Annotated in this window: 27 protein-coding genes; 14 read left to right on the plus strand and 13 right to left on the minus strand. The window is 61.7% G+C overall.

Features of this window, described 5'->3' with window-relative positions; all coding sequences use genetic code 11:
- Positions 1-121: 121 nt before the first annotated feature.
- Positions 122-700 carry a methyltransferase family protein gene (locus ACK3SC_RS08370; protein WP_416839657.1) on the plus strand — a complete coding sequence of 193 codons (579 nt, stop codon included), beginning with the start codon at positions 122-124 and terminating at the stop codon, positions 698-700.
- Positions 701-807: 107 nt separating this feature from the next.
- On the opposite strand, the gene ACK3SC_RS08375 is transcribed toward ACK3SC_RS08370, so the two are convergent.
- On the minus strand, positions 808-1107 hold the full coding sequence (locus ACK3SC_RS08375) for a hypothetical protein (RefSeq protein ID WP_416839658.1): 300 nt from the start codon (positions 1105-1107) through the stop codon (positions 808-810).
- Between the two features lie 196 nt (positions 1108-1303).
- The gene (locus ACK3SC_RS08380; RefSeq protein WP_416839659.1) at positions 1304-2221 is read right to left on the minus strand and encodes a 1,4-dihydroxy-2-naphthoyl-CoA synthase; all 918 of its coding nucleotides are present in this window, start codon (positions 2219-2221) and stop codon (positions 1304-1306) included.
- 142 nt (positions 2222-2363) lie between these two features.
- Here ACK3SC_RS08380 and ACK3SC_RS08385 point away from each other — a divergent pair, with 142 nt between their 5' ends.
- A complete protein-coding gene (locus ACK3SC_RS08385) occupies positions 2364-2795 on the plus strand; it encodes a CopD family protein (protein WP_416839660.1) in 432 nt (143 codons plus the stop codon).
- Positions 2788-3300, plus strand: a complete 513-nt coding sequence (locus ACK3SC_RS08390; RefSeq protein ID WP_416839661.1) for a hypothetical protein — start codon at positions 2788-2790, stop codon at positions 3298-3300. Before ACK3SC_RS08385 ends, ACK3SC_RS08390 begins: the two co-directional genes overlap by 8 nt.
- Before the next feature lie 30 nt (positions 3301-3330).
- Here the strand turns inward: ACK3SC_RS08390 and ACK3SC_RS08395 are convergent, their stop codons facing one another.
- The 3 genes from ACK3SC_RS08395 to ACK3SC_RS08405 form a co-directional block, all read right to left on the minus strand.
- Positions 3331-3858, minus strand: coding sequence for a hypothetical protein (locus ACK3SC_RS08395; protein ID WP_416839662.1), 528 nt, complete (start codon positions 3856-3858; stop codon positions 3331-3333).
- A 29-nt stretch (positions 3859-3887) separates the two neighbouring features.
- Positions 3888-5636, minus strand: coding sequence for a 2-succinyl-5-enolpyruvyl-6-hydroxy-3-cyclohexene-1-carboxylic-acid synthase (gene menD / locus ACK3SC_RS08400; protein WP_416839663.1), 1749 nt, complete (start codon positions 5634-5636; stop codon positions 3888-3890).
- Between the two features lie 66 nt (positions 5637-5702).
- The gene (locus ACK3SC_RS08405; protein WP_416839965.1) at positions 5703-7028 is read right to left on the minus strand and encodes an isochorismate synthase; all 1326 of its coding nucleotides are present in this window, start codon (positions 7026-7028) and stop codon (positions 5703-5705) included.
- Between the two features lie 200 nt (positions 7029-7228).
- On the opposite strand from ACK3SC_RS08405, the gene ACK3SC_RS08410 reads away from it, so the two are divergent.
- Positions 7229-7666 (plus strand): DUF1810 domain-containing protein, encoded by a 438-nt coding sequence (locus tag ACK3SC_RS08410; RefSeq protein WP_416839664.1) that lies wholly within the window; start codon positions 7229-7231, stop codon positions 7664-7666.
- Between the two features lie 139 nt (positions 7667-7805).
- Here the strand turns inward: ACK3SC_RS08410 and ACK3SC_RS08415 are convergent, their stop codons facing one another.
- Positions 7806-8399 carry a sulfite oxidase-like oxidoreductase gene (locus ACK3SC_RS08415; RefSeq protein WP_416839665.1) on the minus strand — a complete coding sequence of 198 codons (594 nt, stop codon included), beginning with the start codon at positions 8397-8399 and terminating at the stop codon, positions 7806-7808.
- Positions 8400-8581: 182 nt separating this feature from the next.
- On the opposite strand from ACK3SC_RS08415, the gene ACK3SC_RS08420 reads away from it, so the two are divergent.
- From ACK3SC_RS08420 to ACK3SC_RS08430, 3 genes are all read left to right on the plus strand, one after another.
- A complete protein-coding gene (locus tag ACK3SC_RS08420; protein ID WP_416839666.1) occupies positions 8582-8794 on the plus strand; it encodes a ribbon-helix-helix domain-containing protein in 213 nt (70 codons plus the stop codon).
- A gap of 59 nt (positions 8795-8853) precedes the next feature.
- Positions 8854-9132, plus strand: a complete 279-nt coding sequence (locus ACK3SC_RS08425) for a UPF0058 family protein (RefSeq protein ID WP_416839667.1) — start codon at positions 8854-8856, stop codon at positions 9130-9132.
- A 129-nt stretch (positions 9133-9261) separates the two neighbouring features.
- Positions 9262-10917, plus strand: coding sequence for a rhomboid family intramembrane serine protease (locus ACK3SC_RS08430; protein ID WP_416839668.1), 1656 nt, complete (start codon positions 9262-9264; stop codon positions 10915-10917).
- A 39-nt stretch (positions 10918-10956) separates the two neighbouring features.
- On the opposite strand, the gene ACK3SC_RS08435 is transcribed toward ACK3SC_RS08430, so the two are convergent.
- The 3 genes from ACK3SC_RS08435 to ACK3SC_RS08445 all read right to left on the minus strand — a co-directional run bounded on the left by ACK3SC_RS08435 (position 10957) and on the right by ACK3SC_RS08445 (position 13206).
- Entirely contained in the window at positions 10957-11583 is a 627-nt protein-coding gene (locus tag ACK3SC_RS08435; protein ID WP_416839669.1) for an METTL5 family protein, read from the minus strand.
- A complete protein-coding gene (locus ACK3SC_RS08440) occupies positions 11583-11978 on the minus strand; it encodes a hypothetical protein (RefSeq protein ID WP_416839671.1) in 396 nt (131 codons plus the stop codon). Before ACK3SC_RS08440 ends, ACK3SC_RS08435 begins: the two co-directional genes overlap by 1 nt.
- 259 nt (positions 11979-12237) lie before the next feature.
- Positions 12238-13206, minus strand: coding sequence for a lamin tail domain-containing protein (locus tag ACK3SC_RS08445; protein WP_416839672.1), 969 nt, complete (start codon positions 13204-13206; stop codon positions 12238-12240).
- 141 nt (positions 13207-13347) lie between these two features.
- Between ACK3SC_RS08445 and ACK3SC_RS08450 the strand changes: the two genes are divergently transcribed.
- Positions 13348-14298, plus strand: a complete 951-nt coding sequence (locus ACK3SC_RS08450; RefSeq protein WP_058570526.1) for a transcription initiation factor IIB — start codon at positions 13348-13350, stop codon at positions 14296-14298.
- A gap of 15 nt (positions 14299-14313) precedes the next feature.
- Here the strand turns inward: ACK3SC_RS08450 and ACK3SC_RS08455 are convergent, their stop codons facing one another.
- Positions 14314-15957 carry a flippase activity-associated protein Agl23 gene (locus ACK3SC_RS08455; RefSeq protein ID WP_416839673.1) on the minus strand — a complete coding sequence of 548 codons (1644 nt, stop codon included), beginning with the start codon at positions 15955-15957 and terminating at the stop codon, positions 14314-14316.
- Between the two features lie 111 nt (positions 15958-16068).
- On the opposite strand from ACK3SC_RS08455, the gene ACK3SC_RS08460 reads away from it, so the two are divergent.
- The 3 genes from ACK3SC_RS08460 to ACK3SC_RS08470 all read left to right on the plus strand — a co-directional run bounded on the left by ACK3SC_RS08460 (position 16069) and on the right by ACK3SC_RS08470 (position 17295).
- Positions 16069-16356: a hypothetical protein gene (locus ACK3SC_RS08460; RefSeq protein ID WP_416839674.1), complete on the plus strand. Its 288-nt coding sequence runs from the start codon at positions 16069-16071 to the stop codon at positions 16354-16356.
- Between the two features lie 34 nt (positions 16357-16390).
- Positions 16391-16885, plus strand: a complete 495-nt coding sequence (locus ACK3SC_RS08465) for a universal stress protein (protein ID WP_416839675.1) — start codon at positions 16391-16393, stop codon at positions 16883-16885.
- An 83-nt stretch (positions 16886-16968) separates the two neighbouring features.
- Positions 16969-17295 (plus strand): 2Fe-2S iron-sulfur cluster-binding protein, encoded by a 327-nt coding sequence (locus ACK3SC_RS08470; RefSeq protein WP_416839676.1) that lies wholly within the window; start codon positions 16969-16971, stop codon positions 17293-17295.
- A gap of 114 nt (positions 17296-17409) precedes the next feature.
- Here ACK3SC_RS08470 and ACK3SC_RS08475 read toward each other — a convergent pair whose 3' ends face one another.
- On the minus strand, positions 17410-18567 hold the full coding sequence (locus ACK3SC_RS08475; protein WP_416839677.1) for an MBL fold metallo-hydrolase: 1158 nt from the start codon (positions 18565-18567) through the stop codon (positions 17410-17412).
- Between the two features lie 144 nt (positions 18568-18711).
- Here ACK3SC_RS08475 and ACK3SC_RS08480 point away from each other — a divergent pair, with 144 nt between their 5' ends.
- From ACK3SC_RS08480 to galK, 3 genes are all read left to right on the plus strand, one after another.
- Positions 18712-19347, plus strand: a complete 636-nt coding sequence (locus tag ACK3SC_RS08480) for a rubrerythrin family protein (protein WP_416839678.1) — start codon at positions 18712-18714, stop codon at positions 19345-19347.
- Positions 19348-19431: 84 nt separating this feature from the next.
- Positions 19432-19983: an MOSC domain-containing protein gene (locus ACK3SC_RS08485; protein WP_416839679.1), complete on the plus strand. Its 552-nt coding sequence runs from the start codon at positions 19432-19434 to the stop codon at positions 19981-19983.
- Positions 19980-21167 carry a galactokinase gene (gene galK, locus ACK3SC_RS08490; RefSeq protein WP_416839680.1) on the plus strand — a complete coding sequence of 396 codons (1188 nt, stop codon included), beginning with the start codon at positions 19980-19982 and terminating at the stop codon, positions 21165-21167. The genes ACK3SC_RS08485 and galK overlap by 4 nt, the downstream gene beginning before the upstream one ends.
- Before the next feature lie 12 nt (positions 21168-21179).
- Here galK and ACK3SC_RS08495 read toward each other — a convergent pair whose 3' ends face one another.
- A complete protein-coding gene (locus tag ACK3SC_RS08495) occupies positions 21180-22139 on the minus strand; it encodes an acetamidase/formamidase family protein (protein ID WP_416839681.1) in 960 nt (319 codons plus the stop codon).
- Positions 22140-22227: 88 nt separating this feature from the next.
- Positions 22228-23466: a mandelate racemase/muconate lactonizing enzyme family protein gene (locus ACK3SC_RS08500; RefSeq protein WP_416839682.1), complete on the minus strand. Its 1239-nt coding sequence runs from the start codon at positions 23464-23466 to the stop codon at positions 22228-22230.
- Between the last annotated feature and the right edge of the window lie 38 nt (positions 23467-23504).

Genomic DNA, 23504 nt, shown 5'->3' on the forward strand with positions numbered 1-23504 from the left:
CCTGCGTACTCATTGCATTTTACTCAGGGGCCGGGGAGGGTCAAATTTTGCATTCCACGGCGTGGTTTGATGGGGCCCTCCAGAGGCGAACATCTATTAAATTGACAATTGAATATCAACTATGGCCCTCCTCGAATCAGTCACGTTCGCGCTCGGTGTCGCATCGGCGTCGATTATTTTGGGGACGCTTCTCGTCACCATCCTCGGTTCGTCGTGGCGGTTCTGGCCGCCGGGAGAGAAGACGTGGAAGTACCACCTTCACTGGATTTGCGTCGGCTTGTTCAATATCTCTCTCATCGGGACTGCTGTCTTCGAGTGGGGGACGTGGACTCTCCCGCGCCCATCGAGTTTCGTCGTTGGCGGCGTTCTCGCCGTCGTTGGGATTGCGATTTTCGCCACCAGTGAACGGTCGTTCGACCGGCACGAGACGATGGGACTCGCCGGCGACTTGCACACGTCTGGACTCTACGCTCGCTCGCGGAATCCACAGTACGTCGGCATGATTGTCGGTGTCGTCGGTTTCGCCGTTGTCGTCAACTCACTCTCGGTGACGATTCTTGCACTGTTGCACGTCGCGTGGGTCGCCTTGCTTCCGTTCGCGGAGGAGCCATGGTTACAGGACGAATATGGAGAAGAGTATCAGCGGTACAAACAGCAAGTCCCGCGGTTCGTGGGCGTGGAGACGTTTCGGTCGGAGTGAGAACCGCCGTCGAAATCTTCACCCAGTGAAACGTTTCGAGTGAGTGCGGAGTACAACCGACGTACAACCACACAAATGGTCCAAACTGGTCCATTGCGGACAGTACCTTACGTGTCTCCGTCAGCGTCCGCTGTGACGTAGACGCCGACGATATCCGTCTCCTCGACAGTCAGGGTCACTTCGTCGTCCTCCTTGGCAGGCTGGTCAGTCACGACAGTTACTGCCTCGATTGGATTTCGACGGATAAACGCCCAGATGAGGTCCACGATAGAAGGGTGACCACCCTTCCGGAGTACGAGTACGTAGTGCGACTCGGCTAACGCCTGGAGTTCAGGGTCAAGTTCGTGTTCGTCCAGTTCGTCGGGTGGAATGACGTGCAGGACGTCGCCATGAATCGTCTCGGTCATGGTCACAAGTTGCGGGCGAACGGAAAGAAGGGTGTGCTCTCGAACGGACGCAGCGAACGTCCAGATTACCTCAAAGGTCTCCGACTCTGTACCGCACCGAGCGAACACAGTGAGCGAGGTGCGGCTTTTTCCCTCCAGGTTTTTGGAGGGGTTCGAGCGCCGCAACGCGGCGCGAGGACCCCTCGAAAAAGGTGGGCTAGTAGTGCCAGGGGTAGTCTCTGAACGCCGGTTGCCGCTTCTCCAAGAACGCGTCACGGCCCTCCTGCGCTTCTTCGGTCATGTACGCGAGTCGGGTGGCCTCACCTGCAAAGACCTGCTGGCCGACCATGCCGTCGTCGGTCATGTTGAAGGCGTACTTGAGCATCCGCATCGCCGTCGGCGACTTCTTCGTCATCTCGTCGGCCCACTCCAGAGCGACGTCTTCTAACTCGTCGTGCGGGATTGCCTCGTTCGCCATGCCCATGTCCACCGCTTCCTCGGCAGAGTAGGTCTTGCCCATGAAGAACACCTCACGGGCCTTCTTTTGGCCGACCTGTTTGGCGAGATACGCCGACCCAAAACCGCCGTCGAAGGAGGCCACGTCGGGGTCGGTCTGGAGGAACTTCGCGTGTTCCTCGGAGGCGAGCGTCATGTCGCAGACGACGTGGAGGGAGTGCCCACCGCCGACGGCCCATCCGGGGACGACGGCGACGACTGGTTTGGGCATGAAACGGATGAGTCGCTGGACTTCGAGGATGTGCAGTCGGCCGGCTTTTGCCTCGCGGACCAGCGGGTCGTCAGAGACGTCTGCCCTGTCGTCGTCGCGGTACTCGTAGCCTGAACCACCGCGAACGGACTGGTCGCCGCCGGAACAGAACGCCCACCCACCGTCTTTCTCAGACGGGCCGTTGCCAGTCAGGAGGACACACCCGATGTCCGCTCGTTTTCGGGCGTGGTCGAGTGCCGCGTACAGTTCGTCGACCGTTCCCGGCCGGAAGGCGTTTCGAACCTCCGGACGGTCGAAGGCGATGCGCACTGCCGGCACGTCGACGGCGCGGTGGTAGGTGATATCGTCGAACTCGTCGGACCCCTCGACCGGTTCCCAGCGGTCGGGGTCGAAAATCTCCGAGACCATACCCAGAGGCGGCGCGGGCGGCGCAAAAAGATTCGCTTGCGTCGTCGCTGGGGAACGGTTCCCTGTTCTCGTTCTTCTTACCGAATTGCGCTGGCGTTCCCGACCCAACGTATACTAACGAAGACGGCGATAGTTCTACGAGATGTCCTCGGTTTCGGCTCTCCTCGTTCGGTTCGCCCACGTCGGCGGAATGGCGATACTCCTCGGTGGCGCACTCTTCGTGTGGAACGCCTTCCGAACCGGCGGTGTTGGCTACGACAGCATTCGGTTTGCGACCCACTACGAGTGGGTCTTCTGGGGGACGATGGCAGTGATGCTCGTCACCGGCGTCGGGAACATGGGAGAACTCGGCGCACCGGGACCGACGACCCGGTGGGGGTCTGTGCTGACGGTGAAACTCGCTGTCGTGGCGATATTCGTCGTCGTGTCGTTCGTCCGAACGCTAGTCATCTACACGACGCGGCGGCGAGGTGCGAGCGCCATCGACGAGACCAGACTGAGTCAGTTCTATTTGGTGACCTGGGTTCTCGTCGGTCTCATCGTCGCACTCGCGGAGGTGCTCGCACATGGCTAGCGTGAAGACACTCGAAGTGTGGGCAGTGTCGGTGTTCAACGTCGTCGTGTTCGGATTAGCCGGCGTCATCGCGGGGCACGCGACTGGGCAGATGGCCGGGTTGCTTCGCGGACTCAGCACGCTCGAAGGCGTGTTGCTATTCGCCTATCTGACTGCCCTCACGCTCGGTGCAACCCGGTGGGCGTTTTCAGCGGGTGGTCTCGAGCGAATCCTAGAGGGGGAACTATCCTCACTGGTCGTTCGTGGCGCACTCGCGGGGGGACTCATCGGGGCAGGCTTTCTGATAGGGGTGTTGCTCGCAGGGTCGCTCGTTCGGTTCGTCCTCGAACCGGTGTCGCTTCCGGGGCTACAGATTCTCCCCTTCCTGCTCATCGTCATCATAGGTGGGGGGGTTGCTGCGGTCGTTGGAGGTCTCGTTGGGATCGTGTTCGTGCTCATCGACGTGCTCCTCTACCGAGTGTCGATGTACTTCGTGTCACGCAGGCCAACGTACCCCGGAGAGTAGTAAGCGCGTTCTCGCCACCTCCAGCCACGTTCACTCGCTTCTGGCAGTGGCCACCACAGGGCCAGCAGGACTCGTCACCCACGACGCGATGGCGACGAGAATCGCGGCGCAGATACCGACGAGAAAGGCCGTCGAACCGACGACAGACCCGTACGTGACGAGACCAGCGGCGACGAATGCGGTTGTGAGCGTTCGACGACGACCCATCGACTCTGGGTAGCCGTTCACGCGGAAGCGAGCGATTCCCCACACGGCGACTGCGAGAAGTGGTGCGAGTCCAAAGACGAGTAGCGGTCGCCGAGTGGCGAACCACAGACCAGCAAATACGACGACGCCGACGACGAGTCCGAGTGTACCTCGACGCCCGAGAACTGGAGGGTAGCCACGTTCGACGAGATCCGAGAGGACAAGCACGCCGAGTGCGACAGTCGCGCCGCCGAAGATACCGGTCATCGGTTCGAGCGCGACGACAACTCCGTAGGCGAACACCGCGAGGCCTGCGAATGCGGCGACGAAGGAGGAGTTCAACCCGTAGTAGAACCGTAATTTGGAGAGCATACTCCCACCAACAGAGCAATCCAAAAAAGTCAGTCGATTAACTGTTCGACGACACGCTCTCGAATGTCGTCGCGGACGCGGTGCGAGGACTCGGCATCGGTGCGGACTTCGATGACGTCTGTGCCGTCGGACGCAATCGAGTCGGCGTACACGTCGCGGAATTCGCTCATCTCGACGGACGAAAACGAGAGGTCGTAGAGCGCTTCGGTGGCGGCGAAGTCGAGGCCGTGGGGCGTCTTGAACTGCGCCGTGAACGGCGGTTCGAACTCCTCGATTGGGAGCATGTGGAAGATGCCGCCGCCGTCGTTGTTGACGAGGACGATGGTCGCATCCACTCCGAATCGACCGAGTGCGAGGAGGCCGTTCATGTCGTGGTAGTACGCGAGGTCACCAGTCAGGAGCGTCAGGTGCTCGGTCGATGCGGATCCGGCACCGAGCGCCGACGAGACGATGCCGTCGATTCCTGATGCGCCCCGGTTTCCGAGGACGGTGCGCGCTCTGGTCGATGGCCGGCCGAATCGGTCGAGTTCGCGGACTGGCATCGAGTTCGAGACGAAGAGCGTCGACGGCTCGGGTGCGAGTTCGGCGACGTCGGCAGCGAGTCGGCCCTCGAACGCGTCAGTCTCTGCGTCGACAGCGTTCCAGTGAGTCTCCTCTGCGTCCGTCCACAGCTGGTTCCACTCGGTGTCGGGCCGGTTACGAATGAGTTGCGAGAGACGCCACGCGAGCACTGATGGTTCGGCCTCGACGAGGTTTGTCGCGGTGAACTCTGCTTCGCGCCACTGTCCAGTTGGGTCGACGAGATACTGACTGGCGTCGGTTCGCGCGAGATATTTTCGAAGCGGTTTGGAGGTGGGCGCGGCACCGATGCGGACGACCACGTCCGGGTCCGGCCAGTGTTCGGTGACGCGTTCGTCGAGATAGCCGTCGTAGCCACCGAGGACAGTCGTCGTCCGAGTGTGACCCCCGAATCGAAGGCCCGAAAGTGGGTCGGCGACGATTGGAAAGCCAGTCGCGTGCGCGAAGGCGGCGACTGCTTCAGTGTTGAGTCCCGGTGGGTCGGCGGGTCCCGCGACGATGAGACCGCGGTCGACGCTGAGTTCGTCTGCGAGTTTGTGGAGGTGGTCTTCGGACGGTTCAGGGACGCCGTCAGTAGTGCGGACGTACGGGGTGCTCCCCTCGCGCCCATCACGTGCGACAGCGTCGAGGTCGGCAGGCACGTCGCCCTCGACGTGCGTCGGTTCGAGCGGTTTGCGGAAGGGGAAGTTGAGGTGGACTGGCCCCGCGTCGACGCCCGTCGCTTCAGAGACGGCGCGTGCTGCAGTGGTCCGGAGACTCCGGAGTTTTCGGTCTGTCGCCTCCGGTTCGGGCATGTCTTTGTACCAACGGACGGCGTCGCCGTAGAGTTTCTCCTGGTCGATAGTCTGGTTGGCACCGCTGTCTCGAATCTCCGGCGGGCGGTCGGCGGTGAGAACGAGCATCGGAACGCGTCCCTGTGATGCTTCGATGACCGCGGGGTGGAAATTCGCCGCTGCAGTCCCCGACGTGCAGACGATTGGCGTCACAGTCCCTGTCCGACGAGCACGCCCGAGCGCGAAGTACGCCATCGACCGTTCGTCGAGATGCGAGAACGTCTCGATGTCGTCGTGGCAGTCGAACGCCTCAGTCAGTGGCGTCGAGCGACTGCCGGGTGCGATGCACACCGCGTTGATGTCGGTGCGTGCCAGTTCGTCAACGAAGGTTCGTGCCCAGAGGGTGTTGCGATTCGGGTGTGTCATCTCGGATCGTCTCAGGTCGTCGTGAGTGTCGAATCTCGGACGCGGGAGTCGTGGCCAAACAGGTGGTCAGTCGTCGCGTTCGAGTTCGTCGAGGATTGGTCGGTACTTCAGTTGCACTTCGTCCCACTCCGCGTCGGGGTCGGAGTCGGCGACGAGTCCGACGCCCGCAAAGAGCGTCGCCATCGTTCCTTCGACGGTTGCAGAGCGTATCGCCACTGCAAAACTGCCGTCGCCATCGGCGTCGAACCATCCGACTGGTGCGGCGTACCACCCTCGGTCGAACGGTTCGGTGTCGCGAATAACGTCGAGCGCAGATTTCGGCGGCAGGCCACCGACTGCGGGTGTGGGGTGTAACGCGTCCACGAGCGAGAGGACGTGTTCGTCGTGTTCGAGCGTCGCGTGGATCGGCGTCCAGAGGTGCTGGACGGTGGCGAGTTTTCGGATGCCACGGTCACCGACCCGAATCTCGGCCGAAAGCGGGTCGAGTTGCTCGCGAATCGTCTCCGCGACGAGTTCGTGTTCGTGGTTGTCTTTCTCACTCGCGAGGAGTTCGTCTGCCAACCACTCGTCTTCGTCGGTCGTGTCGCCACGACCGGTGGTTCCGGCGAGCGCGCCGGTCGAGACTTCTCTCCCGCGAAGCGAGACGAGGCGCTCCGGCGTCGCACCGAGGAAACTCGCCCCCATCTCTGGTTCGACGAGGAAGCGGTGGCAGTCGGGATACGTCTCCCCGAGTCGAGCGAGCAAGTCCGGCACCGACACCTGGTGGTCGAGTTCGACTTCCAACGCCTGTGCGAGGACGACTTTCCGCAACTCACCCGACCGAATCCGTGAGACCGCCGTCTCGACGCTCTCGCGCCACGAATCCATCGAGGTGGTCCGGTGCCGTTTCGAGACGCCCGGTGGCCCTTCGGGTGGCTTTTCCTCGAGGTCGACGAGCATCTGCTCGACGGCAGTGAGTCGCGCTTCGACGGTTTCGGTGCTGGTGTTTGCTGCGGTAACAGTCACCCACGCTTCGTCGTCGTCGAAGACGAGTTGCACTTCGGGAACGACGAAGCGCGCCGCTGGGAAGTCGGCCCACGGGTCGCGACCGGTCGCCTCCTCGTGAAAGGCAATCCCGCCATAGAATCTCGGCCGCGCGACGGTCGGGCCTTCGAAGTCTGCACTCTCGAGGATTGCTGACGCCGATTTGCGGACCGTGCTCAACCGGTCAGGTCCGTCAGCCTCGACGGTGACGGCCGAACCTCCTCCAACGACAGTTGGTTCGTCGGGTGCGGTCCAGAGCGTTCGCGGGCGGCGTACCGCCGCGAGAGACGCCGTGACCGGCGGCGAAGAGAGTCGGACCGACCTACTGACGAGGTGTGTGGCGACCTCGTCTGTCCGCAACGGTTCCATCGATGGACGGTCAGGACCGGGGACGCTTGAAACTCTCCCTTCTGTTCTCGTATTCATTGTGACAGAAAACCGACTACTGGCGACGATGTTATACATCGTTCGACAGATTCGATGGATTCGAAACTGGGAACCACCGCCACAGAGTGGGTGGTCAAACAGCTTTAACAACGAACTCTCGGTAGCCCTACCCAAGTGAACAGATGACACACGCTGCTGACCCATACAACCTGCGACGGTTCGTCGAGGCACAGGACCCTGTCATAGAAACCGTCAAGCGAGAACTGCGGGCGGGTCGCAAGCGCACCCACTGGATGTGGTACGTGTTTCCACAGATGGAGGGACTCGGTCGCAGTCAGATGGCGCAGCGCTACGCGATCTCGTCGCGAGATGAGGCCGAAGCCTATCTGGCGCACCCGGTACTCGGCCCGCGACTGCGAGAGTGTACGGCACTCGTGAACTCCGTTGAGGGGCGCTCTGCGAACGACATATTCGGCTCGCCTGACGACCTGAAGTTTCGTTCGTCAATGACGCTCTTCGATGCAGTCTCTGCCGACCCGACGCCGTTCAGAACGGCCCTCGAACGATACTACAGCGACGAACCGGACCCGAAAACGAGAGAGCTGCTCGAAGACGCGTGAGAGTGCGATAACAAGCAGCGACGTTCTCTAACTGTACCGCTCTTCGGTTCCCACCTTTTTGCGAGTCTCACTCCGTTCGACTCGCAAAAATCTGGACCAAAAACACCACTAGCCCACCTCAGTCTACCGATATCCCACTCTAACTGTACCGCTCTTCGTTCCACGGATTCGCCGTGTTCGAATAGCCGCGTTTCTCCCAGTACCCGCGTTCGGGTTCCGTCAGGAACTCGACGCCGGTGACCCACTTCGCACCTTTGTACGCGTATTTGTGGGGGGTGACGACGCGGAGGGGGCCGCCATGGTCTGCCGGTAAGTCGTTTCCACCGTAGCCCCAGACGAACATCACTTCCTCCCGCATGCACGCGTCGAGAGGGAGGTTCGTCGTGTATCCGTCCAGTGAGTGAAACATCACGTGGACTGCGTCGTCGGTGACGCCCGCTTCCTCGGCGAGCGTCGGGAACGTGACGCCTTCGAACTCGCAGTCGAACTTGCTCCATCCAGTGACACAGTGGAAGTCCTGTCGCTGTATCTCGGACGGGAGGGATCGAAACTCGTCGAACGAGAGGTCGAGTGGGTTCTCGACGGCACCCCACGCCTCGAACGACCACGTCTCGGGGTCCCACGACGGCGTGCCACTCTTCGAAAGGACCGGAAATCGCTGCGTCTCGCGCTGTCCCGGTGGCAACCGTTCGCCACCGAACTCCTCGTAGAGGTGTGTCACGTCCTTCGTCATAGTCGATTCTTTGCCCGGACGCACCTATCTGTACCGACTTCGGAACCACATAATACCAGTTTCGACAACAACCTCCTTCGGATAACAAACTGATGTTCACATATCCTAAGGTGAATTTCGATATTTACGATTGGTACCCCGGTAGAGTTATATACGGCCCTTCCAAAGCGTCGGACGTTCAGATGCCAAAAGTAGAGATTACTGTCCCAGAACACCTGGAGATGCAGATCATCCAGCTCGTCGAACAAGGAGAGTTTGTCAACCGCGACGAGGCAATTGAAGACCTGCTTTCGACAGGGATCCGCGCGTACAAGACGAGCGGTCCAATCTCCGACGAGGACCGTGCATTCGAAGACGACGGGATGATGGGCCACGAAGACGAGTACGTCTTCTGAGCCAGATTGACAGAATCACCCAATAACTCTTAAAACATCCTCGCACCTAACGCACTCTCATGCACAAGGATGAACTGCTGGAACTGCACGAACAGATGGTCATCATCAAAGACCACTTTTCCGCTCGTGAACACGTCGACTCCGGGCTCTTCGAGCCGTACGAAGAACTCGGCGTCGACCCGTCTCACGTCCACAAATCCAAGAGCGAACACAAGCACGCAGTCTTCGTCCTCGGCAACGCCCTCGCTACCGCGATGAGCGAAGACGAGTTCTCCAGTGCCGGCCGCGTCGGCAAGCGGATGGAAGAACTGGCAGAAGACGCAGAAGGCAAAATTTAACCGCGGGCTGTGCTCGCACGTCCGACGACGTGAGCGCTCGGCTCACCACACGAAGTGTTGCACGATACCACTCCCCACGCAGTTCTCCACGGGTTTCTTTATCACCCGTTCGCACGACACAGGTAGCCAATGCTAGAGATTCCCGGCTGGATTCCCTTCCACCGGCTCGCCGTCGTCGTCGCGATTCTGGTCGCCCTCGTCACACTCTCTCTCGCCGACCGACCGAGCCGACTCATGGCTTCGCTTCGACGACGGTTTCTCTTCGGCCTCCCGCTCGGGACGTTCGTCAGCGTCGCGAGCGTCCTCGTCGTCTATCTCTTCGTCCAGGGTGGGATTTCGTCGTGGTACCGCCCACTCGTCATCCCGTTCCGAGCGTGGTCGTACTTCTATCCGCTCGGGATGGTCACTGCGGCGTTCGCCCACTCCAGCGCGGGCCATCTCGTCGGCAACCTCGTCGGGACGCTCACGTTAGCACCGATAGCTGAGTACGCGTGGGGCCACTATCCGACGCGCCGTGGGTCCACGTCGTTCGGGTCGTTCTGGGAGAATCCGTACGCCCGCGCGCTCGTCATCTTCCCGGCGGGCGTCTTGGGTGTCGGCTTGCTCTCGTCGTTCTTCGCACTCGGGCCCGTCATCGGCTTCTCGGGTGTCGTCTTCGCGTTCGCAGGGTTCGCCCTCGTAACGCGCCCCCTGACGACGGTGCTCGCGTTCGTCTCCGGTCGCGTTCTCAGCCTCGTCTACAACGCGCTCCAGAGTCCAGAAATCGTCGCCACCGCTCGACCCGTCTACTCGACGCCGTGGTGGGCGCAAATCGCGATTCAGGGACACGCGATCGGGCTTCTCTTCGGTGTCATCCTCGGCGTGTGGGTCGTCCACCACCGAGAGAGCGAACGCCCCAGTGCGCTCCGGTCGTTCGCCGGTGTCCTCCTCTTTGCCATCAGCGAGTCGCTGTGGGCAGTCTACTGGTTCCGTGGGGGAGAGACGTTCGTCCTCTTTCAGGCCGTCGGATTTGCGCTCGTCGTCGGACTCGCGCTCGTCGTCGCGCTCACCGTCTCCGCCTCGAATAAACCGCTTCGCGAACACGCGCCGACAGGGTCGCTCTTTTCGGCACGACGATGGCAGGTCGGTGTAGCCGTCCTGCTCGTCGCAACTGCCGCGTTGACTGGGCCGGCGATTCCGTACAATCTGTTTACCGTCGCTGACGACGACCTCCCCGGCGAACCTGTCACGGTCAGAGATTACGATGTGACCTACGCCGAAGACGTTCCGAACGGCCTCACAGCGGCGTTCGACATCGAACTGTTCGGTGAGTCGACGACGACGAACACCTCGGGTGTCATCGTCAAGAGCACACAGCGTGGGATATGGACGACTGCTATCTCCACCGGTCGGTTAGCGTTCGACGGCGAATCCTCGGTCCGAGTCGGAGGAATCGGCTGGCAAGAAGAGGTCACCGCGGTCCGCGACGGGTTCGTCGTCGCTGGAGCCGGAGAATCCGCGTATCGCGTCTTCCTCGTGTCCAACGGGACGGCGTCGCTCGCGTTCACGACTGACCCGATTCAGGCCGAACCGGTCGTCGCCGGGCGTAACATCTCTGTGGTTCCGACAGCGGCGGGGTACGACCTCGCCGTCACGTCGGAGAACAGGACCGTCAGAGGGCCGATGCCGACACAGAACGTAAGCACCACGCTCGACGGCGTTCGGTTCGTCAGGCAAGACGAATTCGTCTACGCTGAGTACGAGAACACACGCGTTCGAGTCGCCCGAGAAGAGATGTACGAGTAAGGCAATCGAGGATACGAGGCGGCCGTTCGAGTCCGGTGTCTACCACTCGATTCGGAACACTTCGGCGTCCAGTTCTTTTCTGTCCGCATCGTGGAAGTCGAACTGGCGTTCGAGGTCGAACGTCGCTCTGAAGGCGTCGGTCAGGGCTCCCCCCTCGTCGGCGACGAACGCTTCGACGAACTCCTTGCTTCCTTCGTTGTGGACGGAGTACGACACGTCCGCAATGGTAGCGACCGATTCGAGGAAGGCACGGTCTGCGTGTTCGTTCCCCCGCTGCGCACCGAATGGGGGGTTCATGAGGACCGTCACAGAGTGGTCGCCAGAGAGACACAGTGGAAGCCGAGTGGCGTCACCTCGAACCCAGTGGATGGGAGCGCTCGCGCCGACGCGTTTTGCGTTGTCAGCAGCAGTCTGTAACGCGGCAGCGTCGAGTTCGACGCCGACGACCTGCGCCGGCGACCTGAGCGCAGCACCGAGGGCGAGCATCCCGGTTCCAGTGCCAAGGTCGACGACCGTCCTGTCCTCGATATCGCCACGGAGGTCCGCGAGATGGACGATGTGCGCAGCGAGGCCCGGCGGGGTCGGGTACTGTTCGAGGCTAACCTTCGGATTCTCGAAGCCAGCGACCACCGCCAACTGTGTCTCCAGTGCGGCTTTGGTAGCCATCAGGCGTCGATGTGACCGCGGGCCTCAAAAGCGACACCCTCGCGGTGGGCGCGCTCTTCGAGGGCCGCGAGTGACGATTCGACGTCGGCCGGTCGACAGCACTCGACGACGTCGATGGCGATTCGGCCAACACCGAGGAACGACGCGGCGCGGACGTACTCACGGAGACGGTCGGACTCCGACTGGACGGCCAGCGGGTCGTCTTCACAGAAATCTGCTTCGACGGCGAGTTCTGCGGGCAGGTAGCCCTCGTCTGCGAGTCCACTCTTTAGCTCGCGCAGGTGGCTGGGGGCGGTCGAGTGTAAACTCGACGCGTCGAGGACGATAGGGGTCAGGTCGGCCGTCCGACACGCATCGAGGGCGGTTTCGACGGGCGTGGATTCGAGTGTGCTCATGATGCCCATACATTTCCTTTGGTTATACATATAACTTTGTAAATGCGTAGAAGTAATACATCAGTGTGTGAGAATATCTCGAAAACGCCACATTCAGTAGTTTCAACCGGCCTAGAGACTAATTACGGCCGATGTCCAACTGTGTGTGGGGGTCACACGCTTTAGCCCCCTCCCCCTGACAGTGAGGTGGAGTCGCAGACGCTCAGCGGCGTCGGTTCCGATTTGTCCGCCGCGAAAATTCGTTTTCTCGCCGAACCACCTAGTCGTACGTGTACGACAGGACGACATCACCCGTCGCGTTCCGTACCGTCACCGTGTCGCCACCGTTGTTCCAGACGGCGGACGAACGGCCCCAGTAGCGTTCGTTGGCCGAATCCGTTCCCGTTCCAGTGTAGAGTGTGAGCGTCCCGCCGGCAGGGAGTTCGGTTCCGTCGGCGAAGGTGTACGTCGCTCCGGCCGCATCAGCAATCGTCCATCCCGACAGGTCGAGTTGCTCGTCACCGTCGTTTCGGAGCGTCACGTACTCTTCGTCGAGGTTGTCGTTGTCGTTGCCCGGTGCGTCGGCGACGACAGAGACAGAGAGCCCATCGGCTGTGGCGTCCGACCCACCAACTGCACCTCCTTCTGTCGCACACGACCACAGGCCCACCCCACGCTCGCGTGCGTCTCGCTCTGCGCGTTCGTAGCGCTCTCGCTCTTCGAGTGGACTGTCGTAGAACCGGGCGTGTCCTTCGGTGAGCAGTTCGTAGTTGAACTCGGCTCCGTCGACGACGACGTACGCGAGCAGCCGGCCATAGTAGCCTCGTTCACCCGCCTTCTCGTCGAATCGAAGTTCGACCGTCTTTCCGGTGAGTCTCGTCTTCGCAAACTCGCTCGCGTCGTCCCCCGCTTCGCGGAGACACAGCCGTCCCGCTTCGGTGTCGGGGACGCCTTCGAATTCGTCTGGCGTGTTCTCACCGTAGACTTCGGGAGTATCGACACCGAGGAGTCGAACTGTCTCGCGCGCGCCATCGGGCATGACGACTTTCACCGTATCGCCATCGACGACCTCGACGACCTCGACCGTGACGTCCCCGGACGAGTTTCCTGCGGGAGCTGTCGCCGGTGTGATAGTCGGAGAATCGGGAGGCGAGAGTGTCGAGTCTGACACCACGTCACCGCTCCCGAGACACCCCGCACAGACGGCGAGAAATACGATGACGAGTGTCGTGGTACCACCTCTGACCATTCGATTAACCGTTAGTCAGGGAACCCTATAAGTAGGAGAGTCGGATACATCGGTTTTCGAGGAACCAAAATCGATAGACTGCAGTCTCTATCATAACTTTGACAAAAAGGTTTAAATTCACTCTCCACCAGAAACCTTTTAATGGAACGTCCGAGCCGGCAGCGTCAACGAGAGGAGGCAACGGCACAAGAGGACGAGCGACTCAACTGCCCGGAGTGTGGGTCCGACCAGATCGTCACAGACGCAGACCAGGGGGAGTTGGTCTGTGACGACTGTGGTCTCGTCCTGGACGAGCGACAGATCGACCGAGGGCCAGAGTGGCGTGCGTTCAACCACTCGGAACGCCAGTCGAAGTCGCGCGTCGGTGCACCTATCACAGAAACGATGCACGACCGAGGTCTGACGACGACCATCGACTGGAAGGACAAAGACGCCTACGGTCGGTCGCTCTCGTCAGAGAAACGGTCACAGATGCACCGCCTTCGCAAGTGGCAAGAGCGTATTCGAACGAAAGACGCCGGCGAGCGCAACCTCCAGTTCGCACTGAGTGAAATCGACCGCATGGCGTCCGCACTCGGTGTCCCACGGTCCGTCCGCGAAGTCGCCTCCGTCATCTATCGTCGCGCACTCAACGAAGACCTGATTCGTGGGCGCTCTATCGAGGGCGTCGCCACATCTGCCCTCTATGCCGCCTGCCGGCAGGAAGGTATCCCACGCTCGCTCGACGAAGTTGCTGAAGTTTCTCGCGTCCCGCAAAAGGAAATCGGTCGGACGTACCGCTACATCTCGCAGGAACTCGGACTCGAACTCAAGCCCGTCGACCCCAAACAGTTCGTTCCTCGGTTCGCGTCCGCGCTCGACCTCTCCGAAGAAGTACAGGCGAAAGCGACGGAAATCATCGACGTCTCCGCCGAGCAGGGCCTCCTTTCGGGCAAGTCGCCCACAGGATTCGCTGCCGCAGCAATCTACGCTGCATCACTGCTCTGTAACGAGAAGAAGACGCAGCGCGAAGTTGCAGACGTCGCACAGGTGACCGAAGTCACCATCCGGAACCGCTACCAAGAACAGATCGAAGCGATGGGCTTCCGCTAAGTCCAGAAATCCCGCTTAGCTTTTCACGAACACGACGATTGGCCGCCCCCAGAGGGCGGTATCGTACTCGTGGGCGACGTAGCCATCGAGAACTGGTGCGAGTGCCGACCGTTCTTCAGCAGGTGCGATAACGACGGGTGCCACGTTCGTTCGCTCTCTGAGTTCTGCCGGCGTCGTCGCACCCGTGGTCTCTGCACCGGTTCGGTGGACGTACCAGTCCATCGGCAGTCGTTCTCCCCACTTCTCTGGAACCGGTGGGAAGTCTGCTTCACCGTCGGCGATGTACATCGAACTTCCGTAGTAGAGGACGTCTGGGCTCTCGTCGCCAGTTGGACCGACCCAAGTCGAGAGGTTGTCGCGGAACCCGGTGAACTCGTGAGATGGTTGTGCGTAATGGGCGAGTTCTGAATCCCGGTCACTCGGCGCGTAGACTTCTCCCGTCGCGACAGCGCCAGTCTGTGCGACGAGCGCGAGAAGAACGAGTGCGACCGCTGCAACACGGGGGGCGTCACCGGCGTCGAGTGCGCGTCGCCCCCACCGGAAGAGTGCCGCGAGGCCGACGGCCGCAGGAATTGCGAGGGGGACCACAGCGTAGACGCCAAGCCACGTCGCCGAAACTTCCGTGAACATCGGGACAAATATCACGGACGCTCCAGCCCAGTACGTCGCGGCAGCGACCACGGTCCTCGGCCCACCAGCGGTGTAACGGTCGACGACGAAGGCGGCGACTGCGAGGAGTGTCACCGGCAAGGCGGCGAGCACGAGTGTCTCGCCGAAGTCCGCGAGGTAGGGGAGATATTCGTGTGTCCCATCCGGATAGCGGTTCGTGACGCGGACACCGATGAACTTGCGGACCGACCAGAACAGCGCGACGTTGAGCGCGCCGAGAATCTTCCCTGGCGTGTAGATGCCGACGTTGTCGGTCACACCCGCCCGGGGTGCGAACAAGAAGACGTAGAGGCCGACGAAGACGAGAAGGGCCCGTGCCGCGGGTGTCGATGTTCCACGGAGTCGCGTCGCAAACTCACGGAGTCGCGTCGTCGCGGGACGGGACGACCGGACGAGTGCAGCGTGGTCGAACACGAGAAGACCAGCGAGCGCGAGGCAGCCGAGTGCGACGACACTGAGGCCAGACGAGGCGACTGCGAGTGCCACTGCGGCGGCGAGGCCGTAGGCGTTTCGCCGACTGCCACCGTCGAGTAATCTGAGGGCGAATCCGAAGGCAGCGAGCGTGAACGCGATGGCGAAGATGTCACCTCGGGCGAATCGCCCGTAGTAGACGAGAAGCGGGTTCAGCGCGAGGATGGCGGCGAAGGCGACAGTTTCGTCGTCGTCGAGGCGAGACCGAAAGAGAAGCGCGACGAGCGGAAGGCCGGCACCGACGAGTGCGACAGGAACCCGAAGGGCGAAATCAGACGGTCCAAAGAGCGAGAGCGAGGTCCGTGTGAGGATATAGACGAGTGGCCCGCCGGCAACCGGTCGGTAGGTCAGGTAGCCCGTTTCGAGATAGCGAAGGCTCCAGTACCCGACGCGGGCCTCGTCCCAGTGGACGGGACGAGCGCCAAGACCAACGAGGCGGACGGCGAGTGCGACGAGCGCGAGTGCACCCACGGCGAGGGCCACCCGGTCGAAGCGCACCTCGGCGCGAGAGGGTATCATGAGGTGACGTGACGCGCCGTACGAAAGAAAGGTTACGACTCGCAGTCCAGACGACGAGTCGAGTACGGTGGCTTCGAAAGCGTCATGCGCGCCGACCGGTAGCACTGGAATATGACGCTCATCGACTCGCTCCCACCACGACCACTCGAACCGCAGGAGCTCACGTCGCTGAATCGTTCGGACGCGTTCGAACTCGTCGTCGCCGTCGAGAGCGACGGCCCAGCTCGCGGCGTCCTCGTTGCGACAGCGGCGTGGGTCAAGGGAGTCGCCTACGACGAGGCGTCAGGCTGGTCCCTCGTCGAGACGGTCGAACTCTCGGACGAACTTCCCCGGATAGAGGGGCTTCAGGCGTGCGAGGCGGCGGTTCTGTCCTTCCAAGATTCCGAGAACGAAGCCTAGAATTAACTCCGTTCCGCACTACGTATAATTCGTCATGTACAGCGAAATCCTCGTTCCCACCGACGGGAGTAAAGCCGCCGAACGGGCTATCGACCACGCCCTCGATATCGCCAAAACCTACGGTGCACGGGTTCACGCGCTGTACGTCGTCGACACGAGTATCTACACCTCACTCGACGCTGGCGCGGACGTCGTCATCGACGCCCTCGAACGCGAGGGTGACGTGGCGACCAAGCACGTCCGAGCGGCTGCCGAGGAAGCGGGCGTCGAAGTCGTATCTGAAGTCGTCACAGGAACGGCGTATCGCTCGATTCACGACTACATCGACTCCCACGACATCGACCTCGTCGTCATGGGTACCCACGGACGGACGGGACTGAGCCACTATCTGCTCGGGAGCGTGACCGAACGCGTCGTTCGAACCTGCCCGGTTCCGGTACTGACGGTCCGCATGAGTGACGAGGAAGCAGAATCGGCGGCCTCGTCGGACGATGCAGCATCGACGGGCGACGCCAACGAATCTGCGTAATCCGTCCACAGGAAGGCGACAAAAGTCCGGTGGGTGCGACTGTTTGATAAACAGTTTTGGTGTGGTCGCTCATACCCCGCGGTATGACTGACTACACCGTCGAGTTCGTCGGTACGGGTGAGACCATCACGGTTTCCGACAAACAGACGATTCTCAAAGCCTGCATCGAGGAAGGTATCGCACAGGAGTACTCCTGCCGCGTCGGCATGTGTCTCGCCTGTTCTGCGGAGATTCTCGAAGGCGAAGTTACCCAACCGGCCGCCCGTGGACTGACCGAAGAAGAAGCCGAAAACTACGCGCTGACCTGCATGGCGCGCCCGCAGAGCGACCTCAAACTCGAACGCGGTATCTACCCACCGAGCATCGAAGACGACGTCGCTGCCGCCGCTCCCGCCGCAGACGACGACTAACGACGGAGGAGTCTGACGCGGACCTCCCGCGTCACCTCGTATTCTCTCTCACAAGTGGCGAGTAACTTCGTTACCTGAAGAGGGCAACTGCGTTACCTGAAAAGAGCAACTGCGTTACGCGCTGGATTTCGTCGCTGCACAGTTGTTCGGGCCTAACTCCACCTCGAACGCTTCGGCATCGTCGAGCTGCTCGATGCCGAGGTTGGTCGCGATGATTCGCTCGTAGTTCGTCGGTTGTGGTGGCATGTCGGCGAGGACGAACTCGACGAACTCGTCGATGGTCATCGAAAACGCATCGAGACGGGTGCGGATGTGTTCCAGCGTATCCACGAAAGCACCATCGGCATCGGCGCTCATCGGGTCGCTGTAGTGTCCCGGAGCGATGCGCACGTCTCCGTCGAACGCGGCGTCTCGGTCGAACGCGGTGTCTCCGTCGATTACTGTCTCGTATAATCTCCGTGCCGCGGCAGGCGCGCCCGTGTCGCCTTCTTCGAGGTCCGGGCGTGCGACGCTCTCGAGAAAGAGGCTATCCCCGACGAACAGCAAGTCACCGAGGCGGTACGCGGTCATCTCCGACGTGTGCCCGGGAGCGTGGACCGCCCTGAGTTCGGTCGCTCCCACAGCGATAGACGCTCCGTCTTCGACGAGTCTGGCGTCGAACGAGAGGCCGCGGTCTGTCGCCCCGGCGGGGAGAATCACTGTCGCCCCCGTTCGGTCGGCAACGGCACGAACGCCGCTGACGTGGTCTGCGTGGACGTGCGTGTCGAGCGCGGCGACGATCGTTGCGCCGTAGTCCTTCGCGTCGTCGACGTAGCGGTCTGCAAACGCCCGAAGTGGGTCGATGACGACGGCTTCCGACCCCGAGACGACCATGTACCCGAGACAGCCGCTGGATGGTCGGTCGTACTGGATGACCGTCGCGTCCGAGTGGTCGATACTCGTCGCTCGATAGACGCGTGCCCACCCCTCCATCCCGAATTCGAGATTCTCGGCGACGACGCCGGCGTCAGTGAGCAGGTCCGCAATGTGGTCACTCGCCCGCCCTTCGGCGCACACTGTCACGACCGGTTCTGGACGCTCGCGGAACTGGGCTGCGAGGTCGGAAACGGTTCCGAGGACTTCGGCCTGCGTGAACCGAATCGCGGGGATTTGCGTCGCAGCGACAGCGCTCCCGTCGATGTGCCACTGGTCGAACTCGTCGCGGTTGCGCACGTCGAGTATCGTCGTCGGGTCACCCTGTCTGAGGCGTGCCGCGAGTTCGTCGGGAGTCATACCCGTACAGTTAGGACTCACAGCGCAAGAGCACTGCGCAAGTCAGGTCTGCGCGCCCGCTGTTCGTCTTCCATGGCAAGCGCTGCGCGCCAACACAGGTACGCAGTGACAACGTTCAGGAACACGGGCCACGAACAGACCGATATGGACGCTGCATCGTTTCGCGACGCTGTCGAGACAGCGAAACAGACACAACTCGACCGTCTCGGTTCTTCGAAACTCCTTCTCGCACTGACGAATGCAGAACTCTCCGAATCGGCAGTCTTCCGTGCCGCCGCACACTCCGAATCCGTGGCACGTGAGACGTTTCAGCTGTGGGCCGACGACGAGACGAACGACCGTGTGAGAGGAGTGTTCGAGGAGACGGCACGACAGGAAGCCGAACATCTTCAGCGCGTCCTCGATGCTGCCGACGCCGACATCGACAGTCCAGATGGCCCGGGGGTGATGCACGCGTATCTGCGTGGTCGTGACGACACCATCGAACGCGTCGCGGCCGGCATGGTCGGACGCGGACTCGTCTCGGTTCGGACCCACACACAGGTGATTGGGTTCTTCGTCAACGAAGCGGACGTCGCGAACACACGCCTCTTCCGCGAGTTGAAAGCCGAGACCGAAGCGACGCTCACGACTGGCCTCGAACTCCTCGACGACCTGTGCGAGGACGACGACGATTGGGAACGTGCCCAGATGGTCGCTGAGTACGTCATTCAGGTCGCATACGACGACTACGCCGATGGGCTTGCAGAACTCGGCGTCGACCCCAGACCGCTTTGTTGAGTTCGGCCTGTTGGACTAGCGGGCGACTCACGTTCTTCGAAATCGGTCCCAACATATTCGTTCTCCCCGGTGCTACTCCTCACCATGACGACAGTGGGTGACGGACGGGTGACGGCGCTCTACACCGCACCGTCGAAAGGTGAACCGATGGTCGCTCACGAAGCAGTTTCGGTCAGCGACGGCGGTATCGATGGTGACCGCTACTTCCGAGGGACGGGATACTATTCGGCGACCGACGGGTGTCAGGTGACGCTCGTCGATACTGCCGTTCTGGAAGCAGCACGTCGCGAGTTCGGAATCGACCTCTCGGCGGGACAGCACAGACGGAACGTCGTCGTCCGCGGCATCGACCCGACGGGGCTGCTGGACGCGACGTTCGAACTCGGCACCGCGACGCTTCGCGGGACGAAACTCAGACCACCCTGTGCGTATCTCGGCCAGCTCGTCGACGACGAGGCTGTCGTCGAAGCGCTCCGCGAGCGACGCGGTGGAATCTGTGCACAGGTTATCGCTCCCGGTGACGTTCGCGTCGGCGACGCACTTCGTGTGACCGAAGTGAATCCACGGGAGATGGGGCGACAGATAGCCGCTCGTCTTGGCGGGACGGGCACAGAGGCAGGTGACGAACACGAATGAGCGAAACAGGACAGGAGTCAGACGACCCAGTAGAGCGGGCACAGGTCGGCTTTCGAGACGAGTTCGGAGAGACAAACGGAAGCGGCAATCTGGAGGTCGCACGCGCACCGGGGCGGGTGAACCTCGTCGGTGGACACACGGACTACAACGATGGGTTCTGTCTCCCAGTCGCCATCGACCGTCACGTCGCAGTGGCCGCCGAAGCACGGGACGACGAACAGATTCGTGTGTATTCGACAGATTTCGACGAGAGAGCCACGTTCGCCCCTGACGACGACCCGACGGGCTGGGTCGCGTACGTCGCCGCCGTCGCGAGCGTCCTCCGAGAGGACCGGAACCTTCCGGGTGCGAGTCTCGCCATCGCCTCGAGCGTCCCAACTGGTGCAGGCCTCTCGTCGTCTGCGGCCATCGAACTCGCCGTCGGGCGTGCGATGCTCGAAGTCGCCGGGCAGGAGCTGTCCCCGACAGACCTCGCACTCGCGTGCTGGCGGGCCGAACGAGACGGTGTTGGCGTCGAGTGTGGTATCCTCGACCAGTTCGCCGTCGGCCTCTGTGAACCCAACGCAGCGCTGTTCTTGGACTGCCGAACGCGAGTGTTCGAACACGTTCCCATCGCCGGTGATGTGGGGATACTCGTCGTCGATACGGGCGTCTCGCACGAACTGACGGATTCGGGGTACAACGACAGAGTGCGCGAATGTGAGGCGGCAGTGAGTACCCTTCAGAACGCAGCAGGGTCGGATATCCAGTCCCTCAGAGATGTGGATGAGGACCTGCTCGAAACTCACGGCGACGAACTCGACGACGTGCTGTACAGACGAGCGAGACACGTCGTGACCGAAAACGAACGGGTCGTGGCTGCCCGCGATGCACTCGAAAACGGTGATTTCGACCGTGTTGGAGCGGCGATGCTCGCCAGTCACGAGAGTCTTCGAGACGACTACGAGGTGAGTTGCCCGGAACTCGATGCTGCCGTCGAACTCGCCGCAGAGACTGACGGAGTCTACGGGGCTCGAATGACTGGCGGCGGATTCGGCGGGAGCGTGGTTGCGCTCGTCGCTGGTGACGCACTCGAACGTGCAGAACAGTCGATTCGTTCCGTGGTCGCCGACCGAGTTGGGAAAAACGCGCAGGTGTTCACGTGTCGACCGAGCGAAGGCGTTCGAGTCGTTTCACCCCGGTGAGGCCGTGCCGTCTCACTTGGGGAAGATGCTCTGCGGGAGGTAGGCAGTCACGGTCCAGTTGGGCGCGTCGACGACTTCGTTTATCTTGAGGTCTACTGCGGCCGAACAGAGGATGTAGGCTTCGCCTGCCGTCAGGCCGTGTTCTGTTTCGAGGTGCGAAATCATGTGGCGGACGGCCTTTTTGGTCGCCACCATCAGGTCGTCTGCGATGCCGGTCGTTCCGTACATCCGTTCGTCTGACCCGGTCGGTGTGAACGGTCCCGATGTCTCGAATTCGGGTTGCTCGATGGTCTTGTCTTTCAGCAACTCGAACCGCGCAGTGACGAACATCGGTGATTCGATGCCTGTCACGCACACCTCACCGTCTCCCTGTGCAGCGTGGCAGTCGGCGGTCGAAAATAACGCCCCTTCGACTTCGATAGGGAGGTACAGCGTAGAGCCTTTCGTCAGGTGCTTGATGTCGAAGTTGCCGCCGGTATCTCGCGGCGGGAGCGTGTTGTGTGCGCCGGGGGCGGCAGGGGCGACACCGGCGATGCCGGGGAACATGTCCAGCGGGACTTCGATGCCATTGACGAAGTGAGCCACGTCGTCGTCTAACTCCCAGATGTGGAGACCAGCCGCTTCGAAATCCTCGGGCAGGAGTCCGAGTTCCATCTCACCGGGCATGTATCCCGTGTACCCCCACCCTTTGTGCTCGAAGTCGAGGAACTCCACAGCGAGTACGTCGCCCGGTTCGGCACCCTCGACGGCGACGGGGCCTGTGAGCGGGTGGACCGGGTCGAAACTCGCGTTTGCGAGGTCTTCGGCGGTCGAATCCGGTGTGATCTGCCTGTCGAGCGCATCGCGACATTCGAATCTGACGACGTCGCCGGACTGGACAGTCACGAGTGGGTCCAGTGAGTTGTCCCACTTGTTGTGGATGTTCTCGTCGTCGTCGCTCAGTTCGTAGTCGACTGTGTAGTCTGCTGACATGCGCTAGCAAATGACGTGCTGAAGTGACAAAAACTAGCTAGGCCGGTCATGACTGCAAAGAGAAAACGTCGATTCGGGGGGAGTTCGCTTACGCCTCGTCGAAGAGAGTCTCACCGTCGACCATGTGCTCCTCGACGGCGTCCATGTCGAGCGTCAGACCGAGACCCGGCTTTTCTGGAATCTCGATGTAGCCGTCTTCGATGACGGACTCTTCGACCAGGTCCTCCCACCAGCCGAGTTCGTAGGAGTGGTATTCGACGGCCAGCGAGTTCGGGATGGCCGCACCGACGTGTGCGGAAGCCATCGTCGCGATGGGCGACGAGACGTTGTGCATGGCGACCGGGATGTAGTACTGGTTGGCGACGTCTGCAATCTTCCGCGTCTCACGCATGCCGCCGACCTTCGGCATGTCGGGCGCGACGATGTCCACTGCCTGATTCTGGATGAGGCGGCGGAGTTCGGTCACGCGGTAGCGGTTCTCACCGACCGTGATGGGGGTGAGCGTCGACTTCGTGACTTCCTCCTGCACTTCGAGGTTCTCCGGCGGGACGGGGTCTTCGAGCCACCACACGTCGTACTCTTCGATGGCAGCAGCGAGACGCTTGGCGCTCCCACCAGAGAAGGTCCAGTGACAGTCGAACGCGACGTCGGCGCGGTCTTTGACGCGCTCGGTGACCGCTTCGACGATTTCGGCCTTGTGGCGAATCTCACCGGGGCGAAGGTGTCGGTTCGCGCGGTCCTTCTCGAAGCCAGACGGGACGTCGAGGTCGAACTTCAGGGCGTCGTAACCGAGTTCTTCGACGACGCGCTCTGCTTCGTCGGCGCAGGCCTGTGGGTCGGCCTCTTCTTCGGTGTGGCAGTCACAGTAGACGCGCACCTTGTCGCGGTACTTGCCACCGAGCAACTGGTACGCAGGAACGTCGAGAATCTTGCCCGCAAGGTCGTGGAGCGCGATTTCGATGCCGGAGATGGCGGTGACGGTGACACCCTCGACGGAGCCCTCACCAGACATCTTCTGGACGAGGTGTTCGTACAGACGGTCGATGTCGAGGGGGTTCTCGCCGATGATGAACGGCTTCATGCGCTCGATGAGTTCGGGGACGCCTGCGCCCCAGTAGGCCTCACCGGTGCCGACGACGCCAGCATCCGTGTATATTCGAACGAGTGTCCACGGGAAGTTTCCGTCGACCATCGTCGTCTGCACGTCCGTAATCTCCACGTCTCGGCCACCACCGCGCGTTGCGGTCACGCCCATAGTCTCTGCGGAGAGTTCTCGCATCGTATACTCCGCGTTGGGGTCGTGAAGGTCCGCGTAATTCTTTCCCATACGTGGGTGTTTACTCGGACGCCAGTAAAGTTTTTCCG

This window comes from Haloferax sp. DFSO52 (assembly GCF_048158745.1).
GTDB lineage: Archaea > Halobacteriota > Halobacteria > Halobacteriales > Haloferacaceae > Haloferax.